19 protein-coding genes are annotated in these 21,992 nt (G+C 52.6%); 1 reads left to right on the top strand and 18 read right to left on the bottom strand.

Features of this window, described 5'->3' with window-relative positions; all coding sequences use genetic code 11:
- Positions 1-103: 103 nt before the first annotated feature.
- From ytaF to ULO1_RS06700, 6 genes are all read right to left on the bottom strand, one after another.
- A complete protein-coding gene (gene ytaF / locus ULO1_RS06725; RefSeq protein ID WP_159446842.1) occupies positions 104-736 on the bottom strand; it encodes a sporulation membrane protein YtaF in 633 nt (210 codons plus the stop codon).
- A gap of 60 nt (positions 737-796) precedes the next feature.
- A complete protein-coding gene (mutM, locus tag ULO1_RS06720; RefSeq protein WP_079933232.1) occupies positions 797-1,624 on the bottom strand; it encodes a DNA-formamidopyrimidine glycosylase in 828 nt (275 codons plus the stop codon).
- A gap of 2 nt (positions 1,625-1,626) precedes the next feature.
- Entirely contained in the window at positions 1,627-4,155 is a 2,529-nt protein-coding gene (gene polA / locus ULO1_RS06715; protein WP_079933231.1) for a DNA polymerase I, read from the bottom strand.
- 70 nt (positions 4,156-4,225) lie between these two features.
- A complete protein-coding gene (locus tag ULO1_RS06710; RefSeq protein WP_079906305.1) occupies positions 4,226-5,371 on the bottom strand; it encodes a DUF4349 domain-containing protein in 1,146 nt (381 codons plus the stop codon).
- Positions 5,368-5,898 (bottom strand): RNA polymerase sigma factor, encoded by a 531-nt coding sequence (locus ULO1_RS06705; protein WP_079906271.1) that lies wholly within the window; start codon positions 5,896-5,898, stop codon positions 5,368-5,370. Before ULO1_RS06705 ends, ULO1_RS06710 begins: the two co-directional genes overlap by 4 nt.
- A 73-nt stretch (positions 5,899-5,971) precedes the next feature.
- Positions 5,972-7,162 (bottom strand): MFS transporter, encoded by a 1,191-nt coding sequence (locus tag ULO1_RS06700; protein ID WP_200805625.1) that lies wholly within the window; start codon positions 7,160-7,162, stop codon positions 5,972-5,974.
- A 464-nt stretch (positions 7,163-7,626) separates the two neighbouring features.
- On the opposite strand from ULO1_RS06700, the gene ULO1_RS06690 reads away from it, so the two are divergent.
- Positions 7,627-8,604 (top strand): hypothetical protein, encoded by a 978-nt coding sequence (locus tag ULO1_RS06690; RefSeq protein WP_143325422.1) that lies wholly within the window; start codon positions 7,627-7,629, stop codon positions 8,602-8,604.
- Here the strand turns inward: ULO1_RS06690 and ULO1_RS06685 are convergent.
- The 12 genes from ULO1_RS06685 to ULO1_RS06630 all read right to left on the bottom strand — a co-directional run bounded on the left by ULO1_RS06685 (position 8,597) and on the right by ULO1_RS06630 (position 21,918).
- Positions 8,597-9,499 (bottom strand): DMT family transporter, encoded by a 903-nt coding sequence (locus ULO1_RS06685; RefSeq protein WP_079906269.1) that lies wholly within the window; start codon positions 9,497-9,499, stop codon positions 8,597-8,599. The genes ULO1_RS06690 and ULO1_RS06685 overlap by 8 nt on opposite strands.
- 54 nt (positions 9,500-9,553) lie before the next feature.
- Positions 9,554-11,302: a pyruvate kinase gene (gene pyk, locus ULO1_RS06680; RefSeq protein ID WP_079933228.1), complete on the bottom strand. Its 1,749-nt coding sequence runs from the start codon at positions 11,300-11,302 to the stop codon at positions 9,554-9,556.
- A gap of 18 nt (positions 11,303-11,320) precedes the next feature.
- Positions 11,321-12,283, bottom strand: coding sequence for a 6-phosphofructokinase (gene pfkA, locus ULO1_RS06675; RefSeq protein ID WP_078664267.1), 963 nt, complete (start codon positions 12,281-12,283; stop codon positions 11,321-11,323).
- Between the two features lie 98 nt (positions 12,284-12,381).
- Positions 12,382-13,341: an acetyl-CoA carboxylase carboxyltransferase subunit alpha gene (locus ULO1_RS06670; protein ID WP_079906267.1), complete on the bottom strand. Its 960-nt coding sequence runs from the start codon at positions 13,339-13,341 to the stop codon at positions 12,382-12,384.
- The gene (gene accD, locus ULO1_RS06665) at positions 13,341-14,222 is read right to left on the bottom strand and encodes an acetyl-CoA carboxylase, carboxyltransferase subunit beta (RefSeq protein ID WP_079906266.1); all 882 of its coding nucleotides are present in this window, start codon (positions 14,220-14,222) and stop codon (positions 13,341-13,343) included. The genes ULO1_RS06670 and accD overlap by 1 nt, the downstream gene beginning before the upstream one ends.
- A 25-nt stretch (positions 14,223-14,247) precedes the next feature.
- A complete protein-coding gene (locus ULO1_RS06660; protein WP_078664270.1) occupies positions 14,248-14,457 on the bottom strand; it encodes a hypothetical protein in 210 nt (69 codons plus the stop codon).
- 45 nt (positions 14,458-14,502) lie between these two features.
- Positions 14,503-14,733 carry a trp RNA-binding attenuation protein MtrB gene (gene mtrB, locus ULO1_RS06655; protein ID WP_078664271.1) on the bottom strand — a complete coding sequence of 77 codons (231 nt, stop codon included), beginning with the start codon at positions 14,731-14,733 and terminating at the stop codon, positions 14,503-14,505.
- 52 nt (positions 14,734-14,785) lie between these two features.
- Positions 14,786-15,259 (bottom strand): phosphatidylglycerophosphatase A, encoded by a 474-nt coding sequence (locus ULO1_RS06650; protein WP_079906265.1) that lies wholly within the window; start codon positions 15,257-15,259, stop codon positions 14,786-14,788.
- Positions 15,260-15,325: 66 nt separating this feature from the next.
- Entirely contained in the window at positions 15,326-15,889 is a 564-nt protein-coding gene (locus ULO1_RS06645; RefSeq protein WP_079933227.1) for a Uma2 family endonuclease, read from the bottom strand.
- 14 nt (positions 15,890-15,903) lie between these two features.
- Positions 15,904-17,496, bottom strand: coding sequence for a phosphodiester glycosidase family protein (locus tag ULO1_RS06640; RefSeq protein WP_159446841.1), 1,593 nt, complete (start codon positions 17,494-17,496; stop codon positions 15,904-15,906).
- On the bottom strand, positions 17,471-20,974 hold the full coding sequence (locus ULO1_RS06635) for a DNA polymerase III subunit alpha (protein WP_079933225.1): 3,504 nt from the start codon (positions 20,972-20,974) through the stop codon (positions 17,471-17,473). The genes ULO1_RS06640 and ULO1_RS06635 overlap by 26 nt, the downstream gene beginning before the upstream one ends.
- A gap of 14 nt (positions 20,975-20,988) precedes the next feature.
- The gene (locus tag ULO1_RS06630) at positions 20,989-21,918 is read right to left on the bottom strand and encodes a magnesium transporter CorA family protein (protein WP_079933224.1); all 930 of its coding nucleotides are present in this window, start codon (positions 21,916-21,918) and stop codon (positions 20,989-20,991) included.
- Positions 21,919-21,992 lie beyond the last annotated feature (74 nt).

Genomic DNA, 21,992 nt, shown 5'->3' with positions numbered 1-21,992 from the left:
CGCTCCTTTCAGGCACATTATATACAGTATATATTCGAGCCTGAGGCGGCAATTCCTGCCCTGGATTACAGAAAAAGAAGACCGCTGCCGGTCCCCTTGTTGTTCATCTCAATTTATTTATCCCCAATACCACTAAAATCATTCCCGGTAAAATTGCTGCCCAGCGGGAAAAAGCCAGCCGACTGCAAACCTGTCCCAGTTTCAAGCCTCCTCCCACCATAATAAATGTGGTTACCCCCACCAGCAGGGGTATTTCCCACATACTGGCATCGGTTAGGCCCAGGCCAATTCCAGCGGCAAAGGCATCCAGCGCCAGGGCCACCCCCAGCCAGAGGGCTTCTAATGGTGAAATGACTCCCGAGCGATCCAGGTCCGCCTGCTGGGGCTCCCGCAAAATCTGGATAATTAAACCCAGACCGGGAATGCGAAATTTGACCAGGGTAGCCTCCTCTTTTTCTCCCCTTTCTTCAGCGGAGCCCAGCCTCTGGGCAAAAATCCAGATCCCCACCCCGATCAGAATCAGGCCGCCTATCTTTTCCGCCCAGACCGCAGGCAAAAAGCGATACAATCCCTTTCCGCCCAGCAGGGACAGGGCCAGAGTAGCGGAAGACGCCAGGCTGATGATCAGGAGAGAATACCAGGGCACCCTGATCTGCCGTAAACCATAAGCCATCCCCGCAGCCAGTCCATCCAGACTCAACGCAACCGCGAACAAAATACCGACCAGTAAATTCAACCTCTTTCCCTCCCTTGCCAGATAAGTCTATCTCACTATATGGCAAGGGCAAGGGAAAGGTTACTGCTGGCAGACAGGACAGTAAACGGTGCTCCTGCCTGCCAGGCGCATTTTCTCCAGGATAGTGCCACAGCTGTGGCAGGGTGAACCGCTGCGACCATAGACCTTCAGCCTTGTCTGCATCTGGCCTTTCTGGCCCAGCCCATCCACATAATCACTGAAAGAAGTGCCCCGGTTTTCTATCCCTTCGGCCAGAACCTGACGTACTGCCAGCCAGAGGCGCTCGATCTCCCCCTGGCTCAAAGATTGACCAGGCCGATCCGGCTTGATACCTGCCCGGTAGAGAGCCTCATCGGCATAAATATTGCCCAGCCCGGCCACTATTTCCTGGTTCAGCAAAATATTCTTGATGGGAGCTTTTTTCCCCCGTACAGCTGCCGCCAGTGTTGCCACTGTCCATTCCTGCTCCAGAGGCTCTGGTCCCAGCCGGGCCAACCCTGGCTCTATCTCCAGTTGCTCCTGGCGGCAAAGCCGCACCTCACCAAAGCGACGCACATCACTGAAACGCAGCTGTTGACCGCTGGACAGGTGCCAGATCAGATGGGTATGGGGCAACAAAGGCGCCTCCGCCTCTGCCAGCACCAGTCGGCCGGTCATGCGCAAATGGATCAGCAGTACCTGCCCATCATCCAGCAAAAAAAGCAGATATTTGCCCCGCCGCCGGATTTCCACAAAACGCCGTCCCATCAGGTTTGTAACGAAGGCCCGGGCATTCAGCACCCCTTTGATTACCCCCGGATGCAATACCTCTACTGCTCTGATTTCCTGGCCACACACAAGAGGGGAAAGGCTGCGTCGCACTGTCTCCACTTCCGGCAATTCCGGCATAATTACACCTCCAGCTGACTCATATCATACCAGTTATCTCCGGCCTTAACTTCCACTTCCAGGGGCACTGTCAGCTGTACTGCTGTGTCCATTGCTTCCCTGAGAACCCGGGCTACTTCCCGGACTTCTTCCGCCGGTACATCAAAAATCAGTTCATCGTGGACCTGCAGCAGCATTCTGGCCTTGAGCCCGGTTCTTTTCAGGGCCGCATCGGCTTTCAGCATCGCCACTTTCATAATATCCGCCGCTGTCCCCTGAATCGGGGTATTCACTGCTGTCCTCTCGCCAAAAGCCCGGACATTCCGGTTACTGCTGAACAGATCTGGCAAATAGCGGCGGCGTCCCAGCAGAGTAGTGACATAGCCTTGCTCTTTGGCCCGGGCTATGGTCTGGTTAATATAGTCCTTAACCCCGGGATACTGGCGAAAATAGCTTTCGATATAGGCCCTGGCTTCCGTCCGGCTGATTTTCAGATCCCGGGCCAAACCAAAGTCACTGAGCCCGTAGACAATCCCAAAATTGACCGCTTTGGCCGCCCGCCGCATTTCCCTGGTTACCGCTTCCCGCGGTACGCCAAAGACCTGGCTGGCGGTTTTGGTATGAATGTCTTCCCCCTGCCGGAAAGCTGCCACCAGCTCCGGATCCCCACTGAAATGAGCCAGAATGCGCAGCTCGATCTGGGAATAGTCGGCAGAAAGCAATTTGTGTCCCGGTTCCAGGGGCCGAAAAGCCTTGCGGATGCGGCGGCCCAGTTCCAGCCGCACCGGAATATTCTGCAAATTGGGTTCGGTGCTGCTTAACCGTCCGGTCGCAGTAACGGCTTGATTAAAAGTAGTATGGATCAACCCATCAGCCCCCAGTAGCTGTTGTAAGCCGGCTATATAGGTAGACTGCAGTTTGGCCAGTTGCCGGTACTCCAGGATTTTTTCCACGATAGGATGATGCAGAGCCAGTTCTTCCAGCACTTCGGCACTGGTGGAAAAACCGGTCTTGGTTTTCTTTAGCACCGGTAAACCCAGTTTATTAAAGAGAATTTCCCCCAGCTGTTTGGGAGAATTAAGGTTAAACTCCTCCCCCGCCAGCTGGTAAATTTCCCCGGTCAAGCGCTGGATCGCTGCCTGCAGCTCCTGGCCCATCTGTTCCAGCTCCCCGGCATCAACCCTTATTCCAGTCCGTTCCATGCGGAACAGCAGCTCAGCCAGGGGCTGTTCTACCTCAGTCAATAAATGGGTTAAATCCCTGGCTTCTAACTGTTCCCGGGCCTGTTCCCAGGCTTTTAGCAGTGAACCGGCCGGTGGTTCCTGTTTCTTGCCCGGATCCAGTAAATATCGGGCCAGCAGTAAATCTCCTGCTGGATTCAACCAGACCACCTGCCCCAGAGCATTGCTTAGACCCCAGTTCAGGGTTTTTACATCATAAGTAATTACGGGCAAACCCAGCCCGACCAGCGTTTGAACCCGCTCCCGGGTCAGAGGAAAAGCCAGCTCTCCCTGTTCCGCTGCCAGCCAGAACTCTTCGATTTTAAATCTGGCATCGCCACTGCCATAAGGGTTATATCCCACAACCAGGTATCCTGCCTCCCGGGCTCCGGCCAGCAAACGCTGCCAGTCTGCTTCACTGCCAGGAACTACCGCTGGTTCCTCTGCCCTCACCTCAATTTCAGCACTGGTTGTATCTCCGAACCGTTTGAGCAGGGTTTTAAACTCCAGTTTGGTCAGCATTTCCTGCAAACGGGGATAATCAGGCTGCCGGCGCCTGAGTTCCTCCCAGCTGAAAGCCAGAGGTACATCCCGGCGTATCCGGGCCAGGTCGCGGCTCATAAAAGCCAATTCCCGACCCTGGAGCAGCTTTTCCCTCAGTTTCCCGGCAATCTCCCCTATGTTCTGATAAAGGTTCTCCAGGCTGCCATATTGCTGTAACAGTTTGAGGGCGGTTTTTTCCCCTACCCCCGGTACACCGGGAATATTGTCAGAACTGTCCCCCATCAGCCCCTTCAAATCCAGAATCTGAGCCGGTTGCAGTCCCGTCTTTTCCGTTAAATTCTCAAAATTATACCGCTCCAGGTCACTGATGCCTTTCCGGCACAGCAAAACTTCCGTCTGTTCGTCGATCAGCTGTAAACTATCCTTATCCCCGGTGACAATTAGACTCCTGATTCCCCCTTCTGTCCTGGCCCTTTCCACCAGGGTGCCGATGATATCATCTCCTTCATAGCCCTCCAGCTCACAGCGGGCTATGCGCAGAGCCTCCAGCACTTCCTTGACCAGGGGAAACTGGGGCCGCAGGTCATCAGGAGTTTTGGGCCGGTGTCCCTTGTACTCCGGATACAGCTCCAGCCGGTACTGAGGCCGCCCGGCATCAAAAGCTACCGCCACCAGGTCAGGTTTTTCCTCTTCCAGCAATTTTAAAAGCATGTTAAGAAAACCAAAGACGGCATTGGTGGGTACCCCCGAACCGGTAGTCAGGGGAGGCAAGGCCCAGTAAGCTCTATGTACCAGACTATTGCCGTCAATTAACAGCAGTTTTTTCATTCCTGTCACCTCAAAAGTATTTTAACAAAAAAACAGGCCCGGGGCTACTTCCCCGGGTAGGAAATGCCTGCTAATTTTTCAGTTTGCGCTTGAGCCAGAAGATGGCCAGCCCCAGAATTCCACCGGCCAGGAGCAAGCGCCAGAAGTTATAGACCAGGCTCAGAAGCACTTGCCAGGCATCCTGAACCAGCTGATTGGTCCCCTCCCAGAAGGCCAGTTGCAGCTGGGCCCAGAATCCTTCCCCATCTACACCGATTCCGGCCGCCTGGTCTTTTTGCAGATTAACAGTAATAGTGGCAAATTCCACCTGGTTGTTCATTACTTTCAGCTGGGCCGTCAGACTGTCAATCTCACCCCGCACCCGGCCCACCTGCTCCTCCAGGCGCAGGATATCCTCCACTTTGGTGGCTTTCTGATACAGTTCCAGCAGCCTTTTTTCCTGGACCTTAAGATTGTTCAACCTTGCTTCCAGGTCCGTATACTGCAGGGTAACATCCTGGCTGCTGCGCTGGCTGGTAAGGATGCGCCCTTCCTTACCCAGACCGGCCAGGAAGCTGTCCAGTTTGGCAACTGGCAAACGCACCGTAACACTAGCCGACTGCACCTGGTCCTCCCTCTCCTGGTTACCCTGGAGAAAAGCATTTTCCACATAGCCTCCAAATTGTCCCGCTCTGGCTTGCAGGCGCTCAAAACTGGCCTGCACATCTTTTACGGCGATTTCCAGAGTAGCGGTCACAATCAATTTGCGCTCAGCTGTACTTGAGGAAGGAGGAGGACTGCCCGATTCTTTCATTGGGGCCTCTGCCATACTCTTAGCCGTCAAAGTTGGGTCTGCATATGAATGATAAACGTTCTCTTGATTTAGTAAGGCCCGAACACCAGGCCAGAGGCTAAAGCTGACCAAAGTCACCAGCAGCAAAGCTGCCACCAGACTGGCTACACCAGTAACAATTTTGCCCTTGCTCAATCGCAGCCACCCGTGCCCGGCACCTAAAGGCTGGCGGGCCAGCCTTGCTTTGAGTCTCTGCTGGAAATCAGGACCCGGTGTTTGCTCCGGTTCAGCCGCCAGCAGCTGCTGCAAATGCTGCAGCTCCTCTTTTTCCCGCTGGCAGACAGGACAGGTAGCCAGATGCTCCTCCACTACCATCCTTTCCTTTTCTGTCAGCATCCCATCCAGGAAAGGAGACAACAGTTTTTTCACGCGTTCACAGGTCATTGTTCATTCCCCCTTTCCCTGGCAGCCAGCCAGAGCTGGCGCAAATTCTGCCGGGCCCGGGCCAGACGGGATTTGACTGTCCCCAGATTAATCCCCAGGATAGCGGCAATTTCCTCATAACTGAAACCCTGTACATCCCGGTAAATCAAAATCAGGCGCTGTTCTGGCGGCAGCTGATTTAACAGCTGCTGGACCTCCAGCTCTCCCTCGATGTCCTTCCTGACCGCCACAGCAATCTCTTCCTCCCAGGCTGTTTCCTGCTGGCGTGAACGCCGGCGAAGGGCATCTTTGCAGGTATTAGCGGCCACGCGGTACAACCAGGTGACAAAAGCCGCTTCCCCCTTGAAGCCCGGTAATTGCAAAAAGACTTTCAGCCAGATCTCCTGGGCCAGGTCTTCCGCATCCTCTCTGTTCCCCATAAAACGCCAGGCTACGCGCCAGACATAGGGCTGGTAATGTTCTGCCAGACGGGCAAATGCCTCTTTATCCCCTATTTGACTGCGGGCCAGCAGTTCTGCCAGTTCCATCCCTTCGCCTCCTTTCCGTTTTCAATTAAATAGACGAAAAAAATGAGCCAGAAGTTCCCGGCTCGAAAATTTTTTAACGAAAAACATACCACAAACCAGCTGTTGCCAGCAATGCCAGTCCAGACCCAAAATAAAAGGGAGCAGCCGGACCTGCCCATTGCCATAACCAGCCCGCCAGCAAACTGGCAGGCAGCAGACTGATACCCAGACTGAAATTATAGAGGCCATAGGCTGTCCCCCGCTTTTCCGCCGGAACCAGGTCCGCCACCAGGGCCTTGGCCACCCCTTCGGTGGCGCCATAATAGACTCCATAAAGGGCATAGAAAAACCAGACCTGCCAGCTGCTATCAGCTCTGGCGAAACCAAGATAGACAACAGCATACACCAGCCAGCCCCCAGCAATCAGATAAATCCGCGGAATGCGGTCAGAGAGTTTACCGGCGGGCCAGGCTACTGCTGTCGTGAGTAAATTAAAGAGAGCCAGTAGAAAGAATATCTGCACCACCGATAAACCGACATTCTGGGCTCTTAACAGCAAGAAAGCGTCACTGGAATTACCCAGGGTAAACAGAATATTAATCAGCAAAAATGCCTTAAAGCGCCAGTCAAACCCGGATAAAGACCAGTCCAATCTATGTTTCAGTGCTGATTTTTCCGCTTTCGGCTCCACTTCCTTAACAAAAAAAATCAGCAGTATAGTACCTATAAATACCGGAATGATCGCCGCCAGCACCAGATAGCGATAGCCTGTTAACGTTAGTTGTACTTGCCCCTGCTGGGACCAGTAAACCAGCAAGGCAGCCAGGGTAGCTCCTAGCACCGCTCCGAAGGGGTCAATGGCCCGGTGAAAACCGAAAGCCTGCCCCCGCTCTTCCGGAGCCACCGAATCAGCGATGAGCGCATCCCGGGGGGCGGTGCGAATCCCTTTGCCCACCCTGTCCAGAAAGCGAATGCCCAGCACCCAGAGCCAGCTACTGGCAAAATAGAGAAAAGGCCGGGAAAGGGCCGGAATCAGATAACCGGCTACCACCCATGGTTTACGGCGCCGAATCCGGTCAGATAAATAGCCGGCCAGAAATTTCAGCAGGGTAGCTGTAGTATCGGCTATCCCTTCAATCAAGCCAATAACCGAAGTCTTTACCCCCAGGATATTGCTGAGAAACAAGGGCAGGGTACGAATCACAATCTCACTGGAGAGGTCATTGAAAAAACTGACCCAGCCCAGTATGAAAACATTCCGCGGCAATCCCCAGATTTTCTTCAATTGCCTTCTTCCTCCTCGTATCATATATTTAGAGATTTAACCTGAACGGTAATATTAACCGTTCATTTTTTGTACCAAATTGTTCTTTAATAACTGGAAATTAGACTTCCTTTTTGCTGCTGTTCCAGGCACAATGTAATCGTGAGATTGCACTTTTTACGCGTAGGTTGCACAGACCTATTGTTTCCCCGCCCGTGTGTAGCAGAACGGGCGGAAGCAGGTTCTTTAGGTTTTAGTGCTCATTCCCGGCGAGGTTGCTGACCGGCTTCGTTTTGGCCGTCTCCCGGAAAATAGCCAGGTCGATTTTCGTTATCTCCCTTTACAGCGGTTCCATAACTTCACCCCTTGTACATATTATTACATTTGTTGTATACTTGGGACAAGGGGTACAATGTTTGTCGGCCTTACTCATGACTGAAGTCACGAGTGTGCGGCCGACATGCATCAAATAGAGGAGTGATACTATGAAGCTAATAACCAGGTGGTTGAGTTTGTTCCTCTTGTTGCTATTAGCCTTTCCAGGACCAGCTCTGGCTAAAACCACCAGAAAAATAACAGACCGCAAGCCGCCTGTCCTCAGCTGGCTGCAAAAGCCCAATCCACCTCTGGTCAGCGGAGGTAACTGGCCCCTGCGTTTTCGCTTTAATGAAAAATCCCGGGTCTGGCTGGCTGTCTATAACAGTAAAGGCAAGGCAGTAGTTCGTCCCATCCAGGGTCGCTGGTACCAGGTAAGCCCTATCGGGGTAAATATCAGCCTTAAAAACTGGCCAGCAGGCAACTACACCCTCTGGCTCACCGCCCAGGACCGGTTCGGCAACCGCAGTCGCTGGAAAATGACAGTAAAGATAGGTGACCGTCCGGCAAACAGTAGCCCTCCTGCCGTTAGCCCCAGCAATCCCGGGCGGCAAACCCCTGGCAGCAGCAGTACAGGGAGAGTCAGCTCCAGCAGTGGAGCTGGTGGCAACAGTAACGGCGGTAGCATCAGCACGGGAGGCTCTACTCCACCGGGGACAAACAATCCGGTTCCACCTTCTCCGCCGGCATCACCACCGGTAATAACTCCACCACCGGGGTCCTCGCAGTCGGATCCGGTAAACAATCTGCCAGCAGACGAACTGGCCCGGTTATATGCTGTACCAAGGGTGGATGAGGTGAAAAACTCCGCCATTCCCGGCTATGCTATTCGTTTTTACCTGGCTGAACCCAGCTATGTATCGATTCGAATCTACAACAGTCAGCAGCAGGTAGTTGCGGTCATTTATGACCGGCCTACTGAACCCCTGCCTGATGGCCTCAACACCGTGGTCTGGGATAAAAAAGTCACCCTGGAACCCGGCCGCACTGACTGGGCCACCCCTGGTGTCTATACCTGGGAGGTAGTCGTGAAAAAAGGCGATGGCACCCTGGTTAACCGCTTCAGCGGTGAAATCCAGGTTAAGTAGAAGCAGCAGTTTGGGCTGCTTCTTCTTTTTTCCCCTGGCCCAGGATCACTCCGGTTAAAATGGCCAGCAAGCCAAACCAGTCTTTGAGCTGCAGGTTTTCGCCGAGTACCAGGGCTGCCAGCAAAACAGTAAATGCTGGCTCAAAACTGCTGATTAAAGCTGCCCGGCTGGCTCCCAGCTTCTCGATTCCGAGGAGATAGCCCAGAATAGCCAGGGCTGTTGAAAGGATACCGATAGCCAGGCCAGCCAGTATTCCGGTCTGGTCCATTGCCGACCACCAGCGCCAGGGCGGGGCCAGCGCGTTAAACAAAAGGGCACAGGCAAGGCAAATCCAGGCAGTCACAACCACTGGCGGTTTCGCCTCAACATTTTTCTGCCCCAGTATCCCGAACAGGGCATAAGCCCCTGGAGCCAGCAAAGCCAGACCTATCCCTCGCCACTCTGTAGCGCTGAACCCGCCCGCAAAAGGATTAAGCACCAGGGCACAACCCAGAAAGGACAAAGCTATTCCGCTCCATTGCCAGAAAGAAGGCCGCTCCAGGCCAAAAAACCAGGCCAGCAACGCAATCAAAGCGGGGTAGAGATAAAGGATCAAAGCGGTGAGCCCCGCCGGTATATACTGCAAGGATGAGAAATATCCTATGGCCGTAATCCCATAGCCCAGCCAGCCCTGTAAAGCAAAACGCACGGTTTGGACCGGTCCAAGTCGCCACTGGCCGGGATATTTCCAGACCAGCAGAGGCCAGAGGACCCCGCAGGCCGCCAGAAAGCGCAAAGCCAGCAAACTGTAGGGATCAGCCCCGTGCTGATAGGCAATTTTAACGAAAATGGCCATGGAGCCGAAGCCCATGGCCGAAATGACAGTTGCCAGCAGTCCCTGCCATTTTTTGTCCATTTTCTTCCCCTCCCCGGAGACTATTATAGCACAGAAAGGGGAGATATGCCACCATTAGAGAACATTGGCAGTTCCGCGATAAATCAGCCCCCGCATGCCATCAACGGTGACCAGGGTGCCATCCTCCAGAATGTGAGTAGCATTATCCACACCTACTACGACACCGATACCCAAATTGAGGCCGACAATGGCAGCATGAGAGGTCAATCCACCGGTTTCGGTAATCACTGCGGCACATTTTTCCATTACCGGTACAAAATCCTTATCTGTAGCGATGGTAACCAGAATATCACCAGGCTTGATTTTGGCCTCCGCTTCCTTCGCTGTGCGGGCCACTTTTACTGTACCTGTTACCGCCCGGGCCCCTATTCCGGTTCCTTTGGCCAGAATCTCTCCCACAGTGTGTACCTTGATCAAATTGGTTGTTCCCGGCACCCCAACCGGTACACCGGCAGTGATTACCACCAGATCACCGGCTTTTATCAGACCGGCAGCCAGGGCGGTTTCCACTGATACCTTCAGCATTTCATCTGTGGATTTGGTTTCCTTACAGAGCAGGGGATATACCCCCCAGACCAGCAAGAGCTTGCGGACCACATCCATTTTGGGAGTAATGGCTACAACCGGTGCCTGAGGACGGTATTTGGAAACCATTTTGGCTGTATGGCCTGATTTGGTGGCACAGATAATAGCGGAAGCCCCCAGATCATGGGCGGTAGTCACCGTGGCATGGCTGATAGCATCGGTGGTGGTCCGTTCCGGCACTATCCCTCGCCTTACCGTTAACTCCTCATAGCGCAAAGCCCTTTCCGCCCGTTCGGCAATGCGAGCCATGGTTTTTACCGCTTCCACAGGATATTTGCCCGCTGCTGTTTCCCCACTGAGCATGATCGCATCAGTGCCATCAAAGATAGCATTGGCCACATCGGTAGCTTCTGCCCGGGTAGGACGGGGATTGCGGATCATGGAATCCAGCATCTGGGTCGCTGTGATTACCGGCTTACCGGCCCGGTTGCATTTTTCGATGATCATTTTCTGGACCAGCGGTACTTCATCAATGGGAATCTCCACTCCCAGGTCACCCCGGGCCACCATGATACCATCCGCTACCTTCAGGATTTCATCAATATTGTTAACCCCTTCATGGTTTTCGATTTTGGCGATAATCTGCATATCTGAGCCATGTTTTTCCAGAATCTCACGAATGGCCAGCACGTCCGCCGCTTTGCGCACAAAAGAGGCTGCAATAAAATCCATGCCCATCTTGATCCCGAATTCAATATCGGCAATGTCCTTCTCAGTAAGAGCTGGTAAGTTGATGACAGCACCGGGAACATTTACCCCTTTCCGGGAGCTGATTTCCCCGCCATTTTCCACTACACAGTGAATTTCGGTGCCTTCAATTCGCTCCACTTTCAGTCCGATCAAGCCATCATCGATGAGGATGGCAGTGCCTTCCCGCACATCTTCAGGCAAGCCTTTATAGGTTACAGGTATGCGGTTGCCCCCGCCTTCCATCTCTTCCGTAGTCAGAATCAGCTTGTCCCCGGGGTTAACAGTGATTTTTTCCTTCAGGACTCCCAGGCGAATTTCCGGCCCCTTGGTATCCAGTAAGATGGCCACCGGTCGGTTAGCCTTAGCAGATGCCTGGCGGATAGCCTCCACCCTCCGCCCGTGTTCCTCGTGGGTACCATGGGAAAAATTCAGCCGGGCCACATTCATTCCAGCTTCAATCAATTGAACCAGAGTTTCCACCTGCTCACTGGCAGGTCCAATGGTGCAAATAATTTTGGTACGCCGCACCTTAATTCCCTCCTCTTGCTATATCGAAAGAATATTGGCCAGTTTATAGACCTCCAGGTCAATCTCCTTTTTCTGCTGCAAAGCCCATTCAATATCAAAGTCCTTAATTTGCTCGGAAACTATACCTACCATTTTTTTGCTCTCCCCTGCCAGCAGCAATTCCACCGCTTTGGCACCCATGCGGGCTGCCAGCACCCGGTCAAAGGCTGATGGCGCTCCACCCCGCTGAATATGGCCCAGAATGGTCACCCTGGTATCAAAACCGGTTTTTTCTTCAATATATTTACCGATGTCCAGGGCACTGCCTGCCCCTTCTGCCACCAGGATGATAGAATGCAACTTACCCCGGGCATGGCCTCTTAAAAGTTTTTGCACCACATCCTCCAGGCTAAAGGGAACTTCCGGGATGAGGATGGATTCCGCCCCCCCGGCCAGGCCGGCTTGCAGGGCTATGTAACCAGCCCGCCGCCCCATGACTTCAATGATAAAGGTGCGTTCATGGGAAGTAGCAGTATCGCGGATTTTGTTGATGGCATCCAGCACCGTGTTGACACAGGTGTCAAAACCAATTGTGTAATCCGTGCAGGGAATATCATTATCAATGGTGCCGGGAATGCCGATCACCTTGATGCCATGTTCATTGGCCAGCAAGGTGGCACCGCGGAAGGACCCATCACCGCCTATAACAACCAGGGCATCCACTTCCATTTTGCGCAGATTATCAGCCGCCTGGGCCCTGCCCTGCGGAGTGCGGAAGGCCTCGGAACGAGCTGTGCGTAAAACGGTACCGCCCCGGTGCACAATATCTCCAACAGAACTGAGATTCATCAGCCTCATTTCGCCATTGATCAGGCCGGCATAGCCCCGTTCGATTCCCACCACTTCCAGACCGTGATAAATGGCAGTCCGAACTACCGCCCGCACTGCTGAATTCATGCCCGGTGCATCGCCACCACTGGTAAGTACGCCAATTCTTTTCATGCCAATTACCCCCTTGCCACTTTTTGTCCTGGCGGGCCTTTAACTGTCCCAGCCTTGTAATAAAGGAGCCGATGGGGCAATGCCTCATCGGTAATAGTTTATCCCTCCTGAAAACTGCCTATACGGCGAAAACGCTGATAACGCTGTTCCATTAACTGTTCTCCCGTCTGACCGGCCAGCTCCTGCAGTCCCTGGAGCAGTTGCTCCTTGACCTTGCTGGCTGTAAACTCATGATCCCGATGGGCCCCTGCCAGGGGTTCAGGAATGATGCCATCTATTACCCCCAGCTGCAGGAGATCCTGGGCGGTCAGCTTCATGGTTTCAGCCGCCCGGGGCGCCTGACTGCCATCTTTCCAGAGAATAGCAGCAAAGCCTTCCGGGGAAATCACGGAGTAAACAGAATATTCCAGCATATATACCTTATTGCCAAGGCCCAGGGCCAGCGCTCCACCACTGCCCCCTTCACCGATAACTACTGCCAGCAGGGGAACAGAAAGTCCAGCCATGGCGTAAAGAGCTCGGGCAATGGCTTCTCCCTGGCCCCGTTCCTCTGCCCCAATCCCGCAAAAAGCCCCCGGGGTATCAATAAAGGTGATGATGGGGCGTTTAAACCGTTGCGCCTGTTCCATCAAGCGAATGGCCTTGCGATAGCCTTCAGGATGGGGCATACCGAAATTGCGGGCAATATTTTCCCTGGTATCCCGCCCTTTCTGGTGCCCTAGCACCGTTACCGGCCGCCCTTCCAGGAGGGCAATCCCCCCTACCAGAGCAGCATCATCGGCAAAATTGCGGTCACCGTGCAATTCGATGAAATCATCAAAAATTAAATTAATATAGTCCAGGGTGGTTGGCCGCTGGGGATGACGGGCGATTTGCACCTTCTGCCAGGGTGTCAGGCTGGTATAGATCTCCTGACTCAGCTGCCGGGCTTTTTCCTCCAGAGTAGCGATTTCTCGCGAGAGGTCAATCCCCTTCTCCTGGGAAAATTTCCTCAGTTCCGCGATTTTGTTTTCCAGCTCCAGGAGAGGCTTTTCAAACTCCAGTAAAGTCACAGCCATTAAGCCCTCACCTCCTGAGGCTGGTGCCAGGCCAGCAGTTTAGTCAGTACCGTTGCCAGTTCCTTGCGGTGTACTACCTTGTCCACCTGACCATGTTGCTGCAAAAACTCCGCCCGCTGAAACCCTTCCGGCAACTTCTGTCTGATGGTCTGTTCAATCACCCGGGGCCCGGCAAAGCCGATGAGAGCACCCGGTTCAGCCAGAATGATGTCCCCCTGGGAGGCAAAACTGGCAGTCACCCCACCGGTGGTGGGATCAGTCAGAACCGTTATGTAGAGCAGGCCTGCCTCTTTCAATCGGCGCACCGCCAGGCTGGTTTTGCCCATTTGCATCAGAGAGAGAATGCCTTCCTGCATGCGGGCTCCCCCGGAAGTGGCAAAAACCACTACCGGTAACCGCCGTTCAATGGCAGCCTCAATAGCCCGGGTGATTTTTTCCCCTACCGCTGAGCCCATGCTGGCCATAATGAACTGATTGTCCATCACCACCAGCATTACAGGCTGGCCCCCAATGGTGGCAGTACCACACACAACAGCTTCCTTTAAGCCAGTTTTGCTCTGGGCTTCAGCCAGTTTGCCCTCATAGCCGGGAAAGCCCAACGGATTTACGGAAGTAAGCCCGGCATCCAGTTCGACAAAGCTGTCCCCATCCACTAACTGCTGAATCCTTTCCCGGGCAGTGAGATGGAAATGGAACTGGCAATGGGGGCAAACTTTGAGATTGCGTTCCAGTTCTTTTATAAACACAATCTGACCGCATTTAGCACATTTTTGCCAGAGTCCTTCCGGTATTTCCCGTTTAACTGCCGGTTCTGCCGGTTTAGCCGGTCCGGGCTGGACCGTCACATATTTGGGCTTTTTAAATAAATCCTTTAAAGCCATGAACGGGCTTTCACCTCATTTCCCTTTAACGTCCATAGACAGCATGATTGTTAATAACTTCCAGAGCGTCTTCCAGTTCGGAAGCCGGAACCAGTATTTCATAAGCGCGGTCATCCTGGGTGGAACTGGCCAGGCCCACCGGACGTAGTGAAACCAGAAACCCTTCTGCCATCAGCACATCCCGCAGTTTTTCCGCTGCCGTTTTGCTGGGAGCGATATAAACTACTTTTAGCACCTTTTTCCGCCCTCCCTTTTCCTTCTCCGGCCAGGTTTTCTCTGGTTATTCTCCCGCTTCCACCACACCATGTTTGGTATAGATAGAAGCCTTGCCTCTGATTTTAATAGCTGAAGTATGTTCAGTAAACTGGGCAATCATCACTTCGCCCCGATCCAGCTTTTCCGAATGATGAAACTTGGTGTCCTTGCCCCTGGTCAAACCGATAATAGTCACTCCATTTTCTTTGGCTTTGACCACAATATAGTCACCCGCAATATCTTCCAGGTTTAACAAAACGGCCACCTCTTTATGCTCATACTCATTTCAGCTTAAATGTTATCATAGCTCAGGGGGTTTTGCAATAATGATGCGCAATCCGGGCAGAAGCTGCAGCGGCAATACCTGCCACCAGGTCGTCCAGAAAGGTATTTACGCGATTTAGTTTGCTTTTATCCAGTCTGCCGATAATTCCCATCTTTTTCTTGTCCAGATAACCAAAACTGGTAATTCCCACTGTCCCATAAATACTGGCAATAGCCATGGCCAGATTTTCATCTATTCCATACAGAGGTTCATCTCCCGCCACAATGGTCTGTAACGGTTCAGGCAACAGCCCTTGCTCTGCCAGTTTATCCAGAGCCAGTCCCGTGAGCAAAGCATATTGTACTTCCCGCTTGCGCAATACGCTGTGGACTGCCTCCAGACACTCTTCCAGGGTAAGTTCCGGACTAAAGGGCTTTTGCAACCTCAACACGATTCTGGCTATATCCCGGACATCTACTCCCCGCTCTTTTAACAGGGCCAGCATCTCCTGACGCATACTTCTTCCCCTCCTTCAGGTATCCTATCATATGCACGAAGGAGGGCAGGGCGAACCATGCTGCCACTAGCGAAAAATTTCTTTTACCGGGAAAGCCAGGGCGGAAAAGAGCCGGCTGCTGACCGTTTCCCCCAGGGCAAAGGTATCCGGTTCATTAAAATGAGCATCCACCAGGGCAAATATTTGTACTGTCCTGCTTTTCGGGGAAACAATCCAGTATTCTTTCACCCCGTATTTTTCATAGAGTGCCATTTTTTTGATATAGTCAATGGAAGCGGTAGAAGGGGACAAAATCTCCACTACCAGATCAGGACTGCCTTTACAGCCTCTTTCATCAAGTTTGGTCTGATCACATACCACCAGTAAATCAGGCTGAACCACGTTGGTGCAGTCCTCTTCACTCTCGCCAGGAGCAAGCAGCAATACATCAAACGGGGCAGCGTAGACCTCACAGTCCCTATCGCGGAAATAGCTTCCCAGCAACAGGGAAAGATTCATTGAGACCCTCTGATGTTCCCGCCCCGGTGATGCCTGCAGATAGGGTACTCCTTCGATGATTTCCAGTTTATCTTCCCCTTCCCAGGCTAAATAGTCCCGATAGGTATAGATTTTTTTTTCATTGGGTAACATCTTTTCACCCCCTGTTACTGAGGCAAACTGACCAGGGCTGCTCTGGCCTTTGCCCCAACAGTGCCACCGGGATCTAAAGCCACGGCCTTGTTCAGGTTTAGCCTGGCTGCAGCGTAGTCCTTCACATCCCAGGCGGCATAACACAGGCCCAGTCCATAATAACCATTGGCTTTCTGCGGAAACCAGCGAATTTCCTCCTGGAAAGCCTGGATTGCCAGGTCATACTGGCGCTGACTGTAATAAAGCCAGCCCAGGGTATTGATAGCCTCCTCATTGCGGGGATTTAACCGAAAAGCTTCATCCAGATGCCGGGCAGCTTCAGTCAGTTGCCCAGCCGCTTTCAGTTTCAACCCCAGCTGATAATGGGCATCTGGATTTTGCGGGTCATACTGTAAGGCTTCCTCAAATTTGCCCGCTTTAACCAGATCGGCGGCAATTTCCCAGCCAGGTTTGACCTGGGCAGCTGGCCAGGCACTTCCCCGTACTACCACCAGGGCATTGCTCAACAGCCGCCCCGGGCGGGTAAGATATTTTCCCTGCCAGTACAGACCGGTAGAAGCTCCCCCATCCAGAGCCATGGCATCCCTGACGCCCAGTTTCTGCAAAACTGCTGCCAGCTGGTATACGGTAGCGTCACTGATATTGCCCATTAACACAACCTTGCCGGGCAGGATGGCCACAAAGCTTTTGGGCCCGGCAGCCTGCGTCTGTTTCCAGTGAGTAATTCCTTCCGCCTGCGGGTTAACTACCACCCGGCCATTCTTAACCAGTAGCGGCCCTGCTCCCAGACCAACCGCTCCCTGCCGCCAGTCCAGAATAGGACCCGTTTTGCTGCCAATATGCCAGTTCAACCGCCATTGTACGCGATCGCCCACTCTGAATTTGTTGAACTGCGCCTGAGCCTTTGATCCCGGGCCAAAATGAATAACAAAACCATCCGCCGGAATCTGGGAGTTGGGCCCACTGATAGCCACCACCCGGCCCTGACGAACAATCACTTCTTTTCCGGAACGGGTCCCGGTCCTAAGGCCGCGGGCCGGTGTGAAGACAGCACTGGCATCAGCTTCAGCATAGACGTGATTTAGCCCCCAGGCATACCAGTTGTTGCGATAATCCCAGGAACCATTGATACTCCCTGTTACTTCGCTTTGCAGTCTTTCCATCAACAGCTCCCCTGTCCGGGTGAACAGGGCAGTAGTACCGGTATTGCCGGTATGAACCGGTATACCTTCAACCAGCAGATTGCCCTGAGGCTGAAAATCGGAATAGGAGTTAAAATAAGTGCCATTTACTGCCGCAATGCCATTCTTGCTGCGGGCCAGCGCCTCCAGGGATGCGGTTTTTCCCACCTGGCCTCCGCCCAGAGCCACGGCCAGGCGTAAGCCCGGAGTCTTTAAATCCACACTTACTGCTTTTAGCACGGTTTTCTTGCTGCCAATTTTTATATCATACTGCCGGTAACTTACCCCTGGTCCACCGCTCACCGCTGCTCCTTTTTGAGTGACTGTTACCGTAGCTGTGGCCGCTTCCCCCTGTAGCCCGCCCAGCAACCAGGTCATTAAAATGAACACCGCTATTCCTTTAAGCCATCGGTTGTGCCGCTTCATATTTTCGCTCCTTCCCATTGGTTCTGGCTATGAAGGGTCTGGTCACTACCGTCCCCTCGCCCAGCAGGTTTTGCAATTCCTTCACCATGCTTTCCCCTGGCTCTACTCGCCAGTTGACCGGCAAGTATTCCGCCTCCTTCCCCGCAGGACTGACATAGACCAGTACCACCGGATGAGGGCCGGGATAACGGGACAGCAAGGTCAGCACTTTTTCCCGGATTTCCACCGCTTGTGCCCGGGGTCCTGGTAAACGCAGATAAACCTGTATTAAAGGCCGAAATTGCGGAGCCCGGGGTTCCAGTGCTGGCAGCACAAAATCTTCTAGAGGCAACACCTCTTCCACCAGCAGCTTTACTCCGTCATCATTGTGGTTGACCTTGCCCTTAATCGCCAGGGTACGTTCCGGTTGTAACAGACTCCGATATTTTTTCAAAATACTGCCGAAGATAACCAGCTCCACTTTCCCGGCCAGGTCCTCCAGCCAGGCAAAGGCCATTTCTTCCCCCCGCCGGCTAAGAGTGGGCTTGATTTCCACCAGCAAGCCGCCACAGTAGACCATCTTACCTTCAGCCATTTCCCCCAGTTGCGCCAGAGGGGTAAAGCCAGGAGAATGAAGTAAGGTGCGAAACTGGTCCAGCGGGTGGCCGGAAATATAGAGCCCGAGATATTCCTTTTCATTCTGTAATATATCTGCCTCCGTCCAGGCAGGAACCTGCGGCAGGGGAATTTCCGCTGCCGCCTTTTCCCCCAGCACATCAAACAGGCTGAGCTGGCCGCCAGCGCGTTCCCGTTGTACCTGTTGACCGTGTTCTACCATTAAATCCAGAGCTGCCATATACTGGGCCCGGTGTCCGCCCAGGCTGTCCAGCGCCCCGGCGCGGATCAAGGACTCCAGCACTCTTTTGTTGACCTGGGATAAATCCACCCGCTCGCATAAGTCCTGGAAAGAGAGAAAAGGCCCATCGTTTCTGGCCGCAATAATGGCCTGGATCGGCCCCTGCCCCACATTCTTGATGGCTGCCAGGCCCATTCTAATTCCTGCTTCGGTTACAGTGAATCCCAGCCCGCTCTGGTTAACATCCGGAGGCAGAACCTTAATCCCCATGCGGCGGCATTCTTCGATATAAATGGCTACTTTATCGGCATTGCCCATCACTGAGGTTAGCAAGGCAGCCATGAATTCCTCGGGATAGTTGGCTTTCAAGTAAGCAGTCTGGTAGGCCAGCAGGCCATAGGCCGCCGAGTGGCTGGCATTAAAGCCATAACCGGCGAAATATTCCATCAGATCAAAGATCTGTCCGGCCACTTCCGCTTCTACTCCATTGGCCACCGCCCCCTCCACAAATTGCTGGCGCAGTCCAGCAATGACCTCCGGTTTTTTCTTGCCCATGGCCCGACGCAACAGGTCCGCTTCTCCCAGCGTAAAGCCTGCCAGGTCAGAAGCTATCCGCATCACCTGTTCCTGGTAGAGAATCACCCCGTAGGTAGAGCGCAAAATTGGTTCCAGTTTGGGATGCAGATATTTAATCTGCTGCTGGCCATGTTTGTTCCTGATAAAATCCTCCACCATGCCGGAACCCAGGGGGCCAGGCCGATAGAGGGCCACCAGAGCGATGATATCATCAATACACTCCGGTTTCAGTTCCCTGAGCAGCTGCCGCATCCCCGCAGATTCCAGCTGGAAGACACCGATTCCTTCTCCCCGGCTTAAAAGTTCATAAGTCGCTCTATCATCCAACGGCAGTTGATCCAGATCCAGTTCGATACCGCGCCTTTCCCGGATATAAGCCAGGGTATCCCGCATTACCGTCAGGGTGCGCAGCCCCAGCAAATCCATTTTCAACAGTCCGACTTCTTCCACCGTCTCCTTGGCAAACTGGGTGGTAATAATCCCATCAGCGGAACGATAGAGGGGGATCACCTCCTGCAGGGGTTCTTTTCCGATCACTACCCCGGCCGCATGAGTAGAAGCATGGCGGGGCATACCTTCCACCGCTGCCGCCAGGTCCAGTAATCTCTTTACCGCTGGTTTTTCCTGATACAGGGCCTTGAGCTCACCGGAAACCTGCAGGGCCTTTTCAATAGTCATCCCCAGTTCAGCGGGGATGAGCTTGGCTACCCTATCCACTTCCCCGTAGGGTAGTCCCAGTACCCGGCCCACATCCCGCACTGCCGCCCTTGCCGCCATCGTACCAAAGGTGATGATCTGGCAAACCCGGTCCGCTCCATATTTTTCGATCACATACTGAATTACTTCTTCCCGCCGTTCAAAGCAAAAATCGATATCTATATCCGGCATGCTAACCCGTTCCGGATTGAGAAACCGCTCAAACAGCAAATTATAACGTAGAGGGTCGATGTTGGTGATACCCAGCACATAGGCCACCAGACTGCCGGCAGCACTGCCCCGGCCGGGCCCGACAAAAATCCCCTGCCGGCGGGCATAGTTAACGAAGTCCCAGACGATGAGAAAATAGCCGGAATAGCCCATCCGCCGAATTACACCCAGTTCATATTCCAGCCGGGCCTCCATTTCCGCCGTAACCGGCTGGTAGCGCTGCCTGAGTCCTTCCCGGCAAAGCTCTTCCAGATAGCTGTCCAAATTATGCCCCTCTGGCACCTGATATTCGGGCAAATGTAAACGGCCGAATTCCAGTTCCAGCTGGCAACGCTCGGCAATGGCCAGGGTATTATCCAGGGCTTCGGGATACTGGCCCAGTACCAGCTCCATTTCCGCCCGGGACTTGAGGTAAAATTCCCGGCTCTCAAATTGCATCCTGTCCGCATCTTCCAGGGTTTTACCGGTCTGGATGCAGAGTAAAATCTCCTGTACTTCCGCATCAGTTTTTTCCACACAATGCACATCATTGGTAGCCACCAGCGGCAAACCCAGTTCCCGGCTGAGGCGCACCAGACCGGCATTAACCCGCAACTGTTCCTCCAGGTAGTGGTTTTGCAGCTCCAGAAAAAAGTTTGCCGGCCCAAAAATCTCCCGGTATTCCAGCGCAGCCCGCCGGGCCAACTCCTCCTGGCCCTGGCTCAAGTGCCAGGCTACTTCCCCTCCCAAACAGGCACTGAGGGCGATCAGGCCTTCACTGTGCTGGCGTAAAAGCTCCTTGTCCACCCGCGGTTTATAATAAAAGCCTTCGGTATAAGCCAGGGAAACCAGAGTCACCAGGTTGCGATATCCCCGCTCGTTTTCCGCCAGCAACACCAGGTGATAGGGGGATTCATCCATTTTGGCCTCTTTTTGCCAGCGGCTGCGGGGAGCCACATACACTTCACTGCCAATGATGGGCTTAATCCCCGCCTGACGGCAGGCTTTATAAAAATCGATCACGCCGAACATGGCGCCATGGTCAGTGATGGCCAGGGCAGGCATACCCAGTTCGACTGCCTTCTGTACCAGCTTTTTTATTCGGGCCGCTCCATCCAGCAAACTGTATTCAGTATGAACATGAAGATGAACAAAACTCAATGGCGGCACCACCTTTAAAACAGGTCTTTTTTCCTGAAATAGATGGCTAGCAAGACAGATAGTAATAAAGATAAAATGATTGTCATCAGGAAAGCATGGGGATAATTTTGCATCGGAATACTGACATTCATGCCAAAGAAACTGGCAACCATAGTAGGTATCGATAAGACAAGAGTAACCGATGTTAAAAATTTCATTACAATGTTAAGATTGTTGGATATGATGGAAGCAAAAGCATCCATCATTCCACTCAAAATATTACTGTAAATGTGGGCCATTTCAATAGCCTGCTTATTTTCTATTATAGCATCTTCCAGTACATCTTTGTCTTCTTCATACATGTTTAAAATTTTTAAGCGCAGCATTTTTTCCATCAGCAGTTCATTAGCTTTCAAGGAAGTAGTGAAATAGACCAAACTCTTTTCTAAATCTAATAGATTAAAAATTTCTTCATTTTTCATTGATTGGTGCAAAATGGATTCTATTTGTTCCCGTTTACGGTTAATCATGCGCAAATACTTTAAATAATAGCTGGAGATTTGTTGAAACAGTTGAAAAACGAACCTAGTTTTCTTATAGGTGAAAAAACCTTTGACTTTTTCCCGTTTAAAGTCTTCAATCACAGGGCTCTGTACACTGCACACGGTAATTATAAATTCATCTCTAACAATTATAATACCTAAAGGTACCGTATAAAAATCCTGATCACTTTCGCTGTAAGGAATATCCACAATGATCAGGATCTGGTCTCCTTCTTGATCAATGCGAGCTTGCTCATCCAGATCAAGAGGGTGAAAAAGAAATTCCCTCTTTACCCCTGTATGCTCAACCAGCAGGTCGGTCTCATGAGGCTCAGGTGCTGTTACATCAATCCAAACCCCTTTGGTAATCTGGCTTTTTTGCAGTGAATTATTATTAGTTTCGGTGATGAAGATTTCCACCATGGATAACACTCCTTTGCCAATATACTTCGTAATTCGTCGCTGTTATCTTTACCTTTACTTCCATCCATACTCTT

This window comes from Carboxydocella sp. ULO1, assembly GCF_002049255.1.
Taxonomy (GTDB): Bacteria; Bacillota.
Note: the sequence above shows the minus strand (reverse complement) of the source record. Positions and strands in the feature narration are given on the sequence as shown.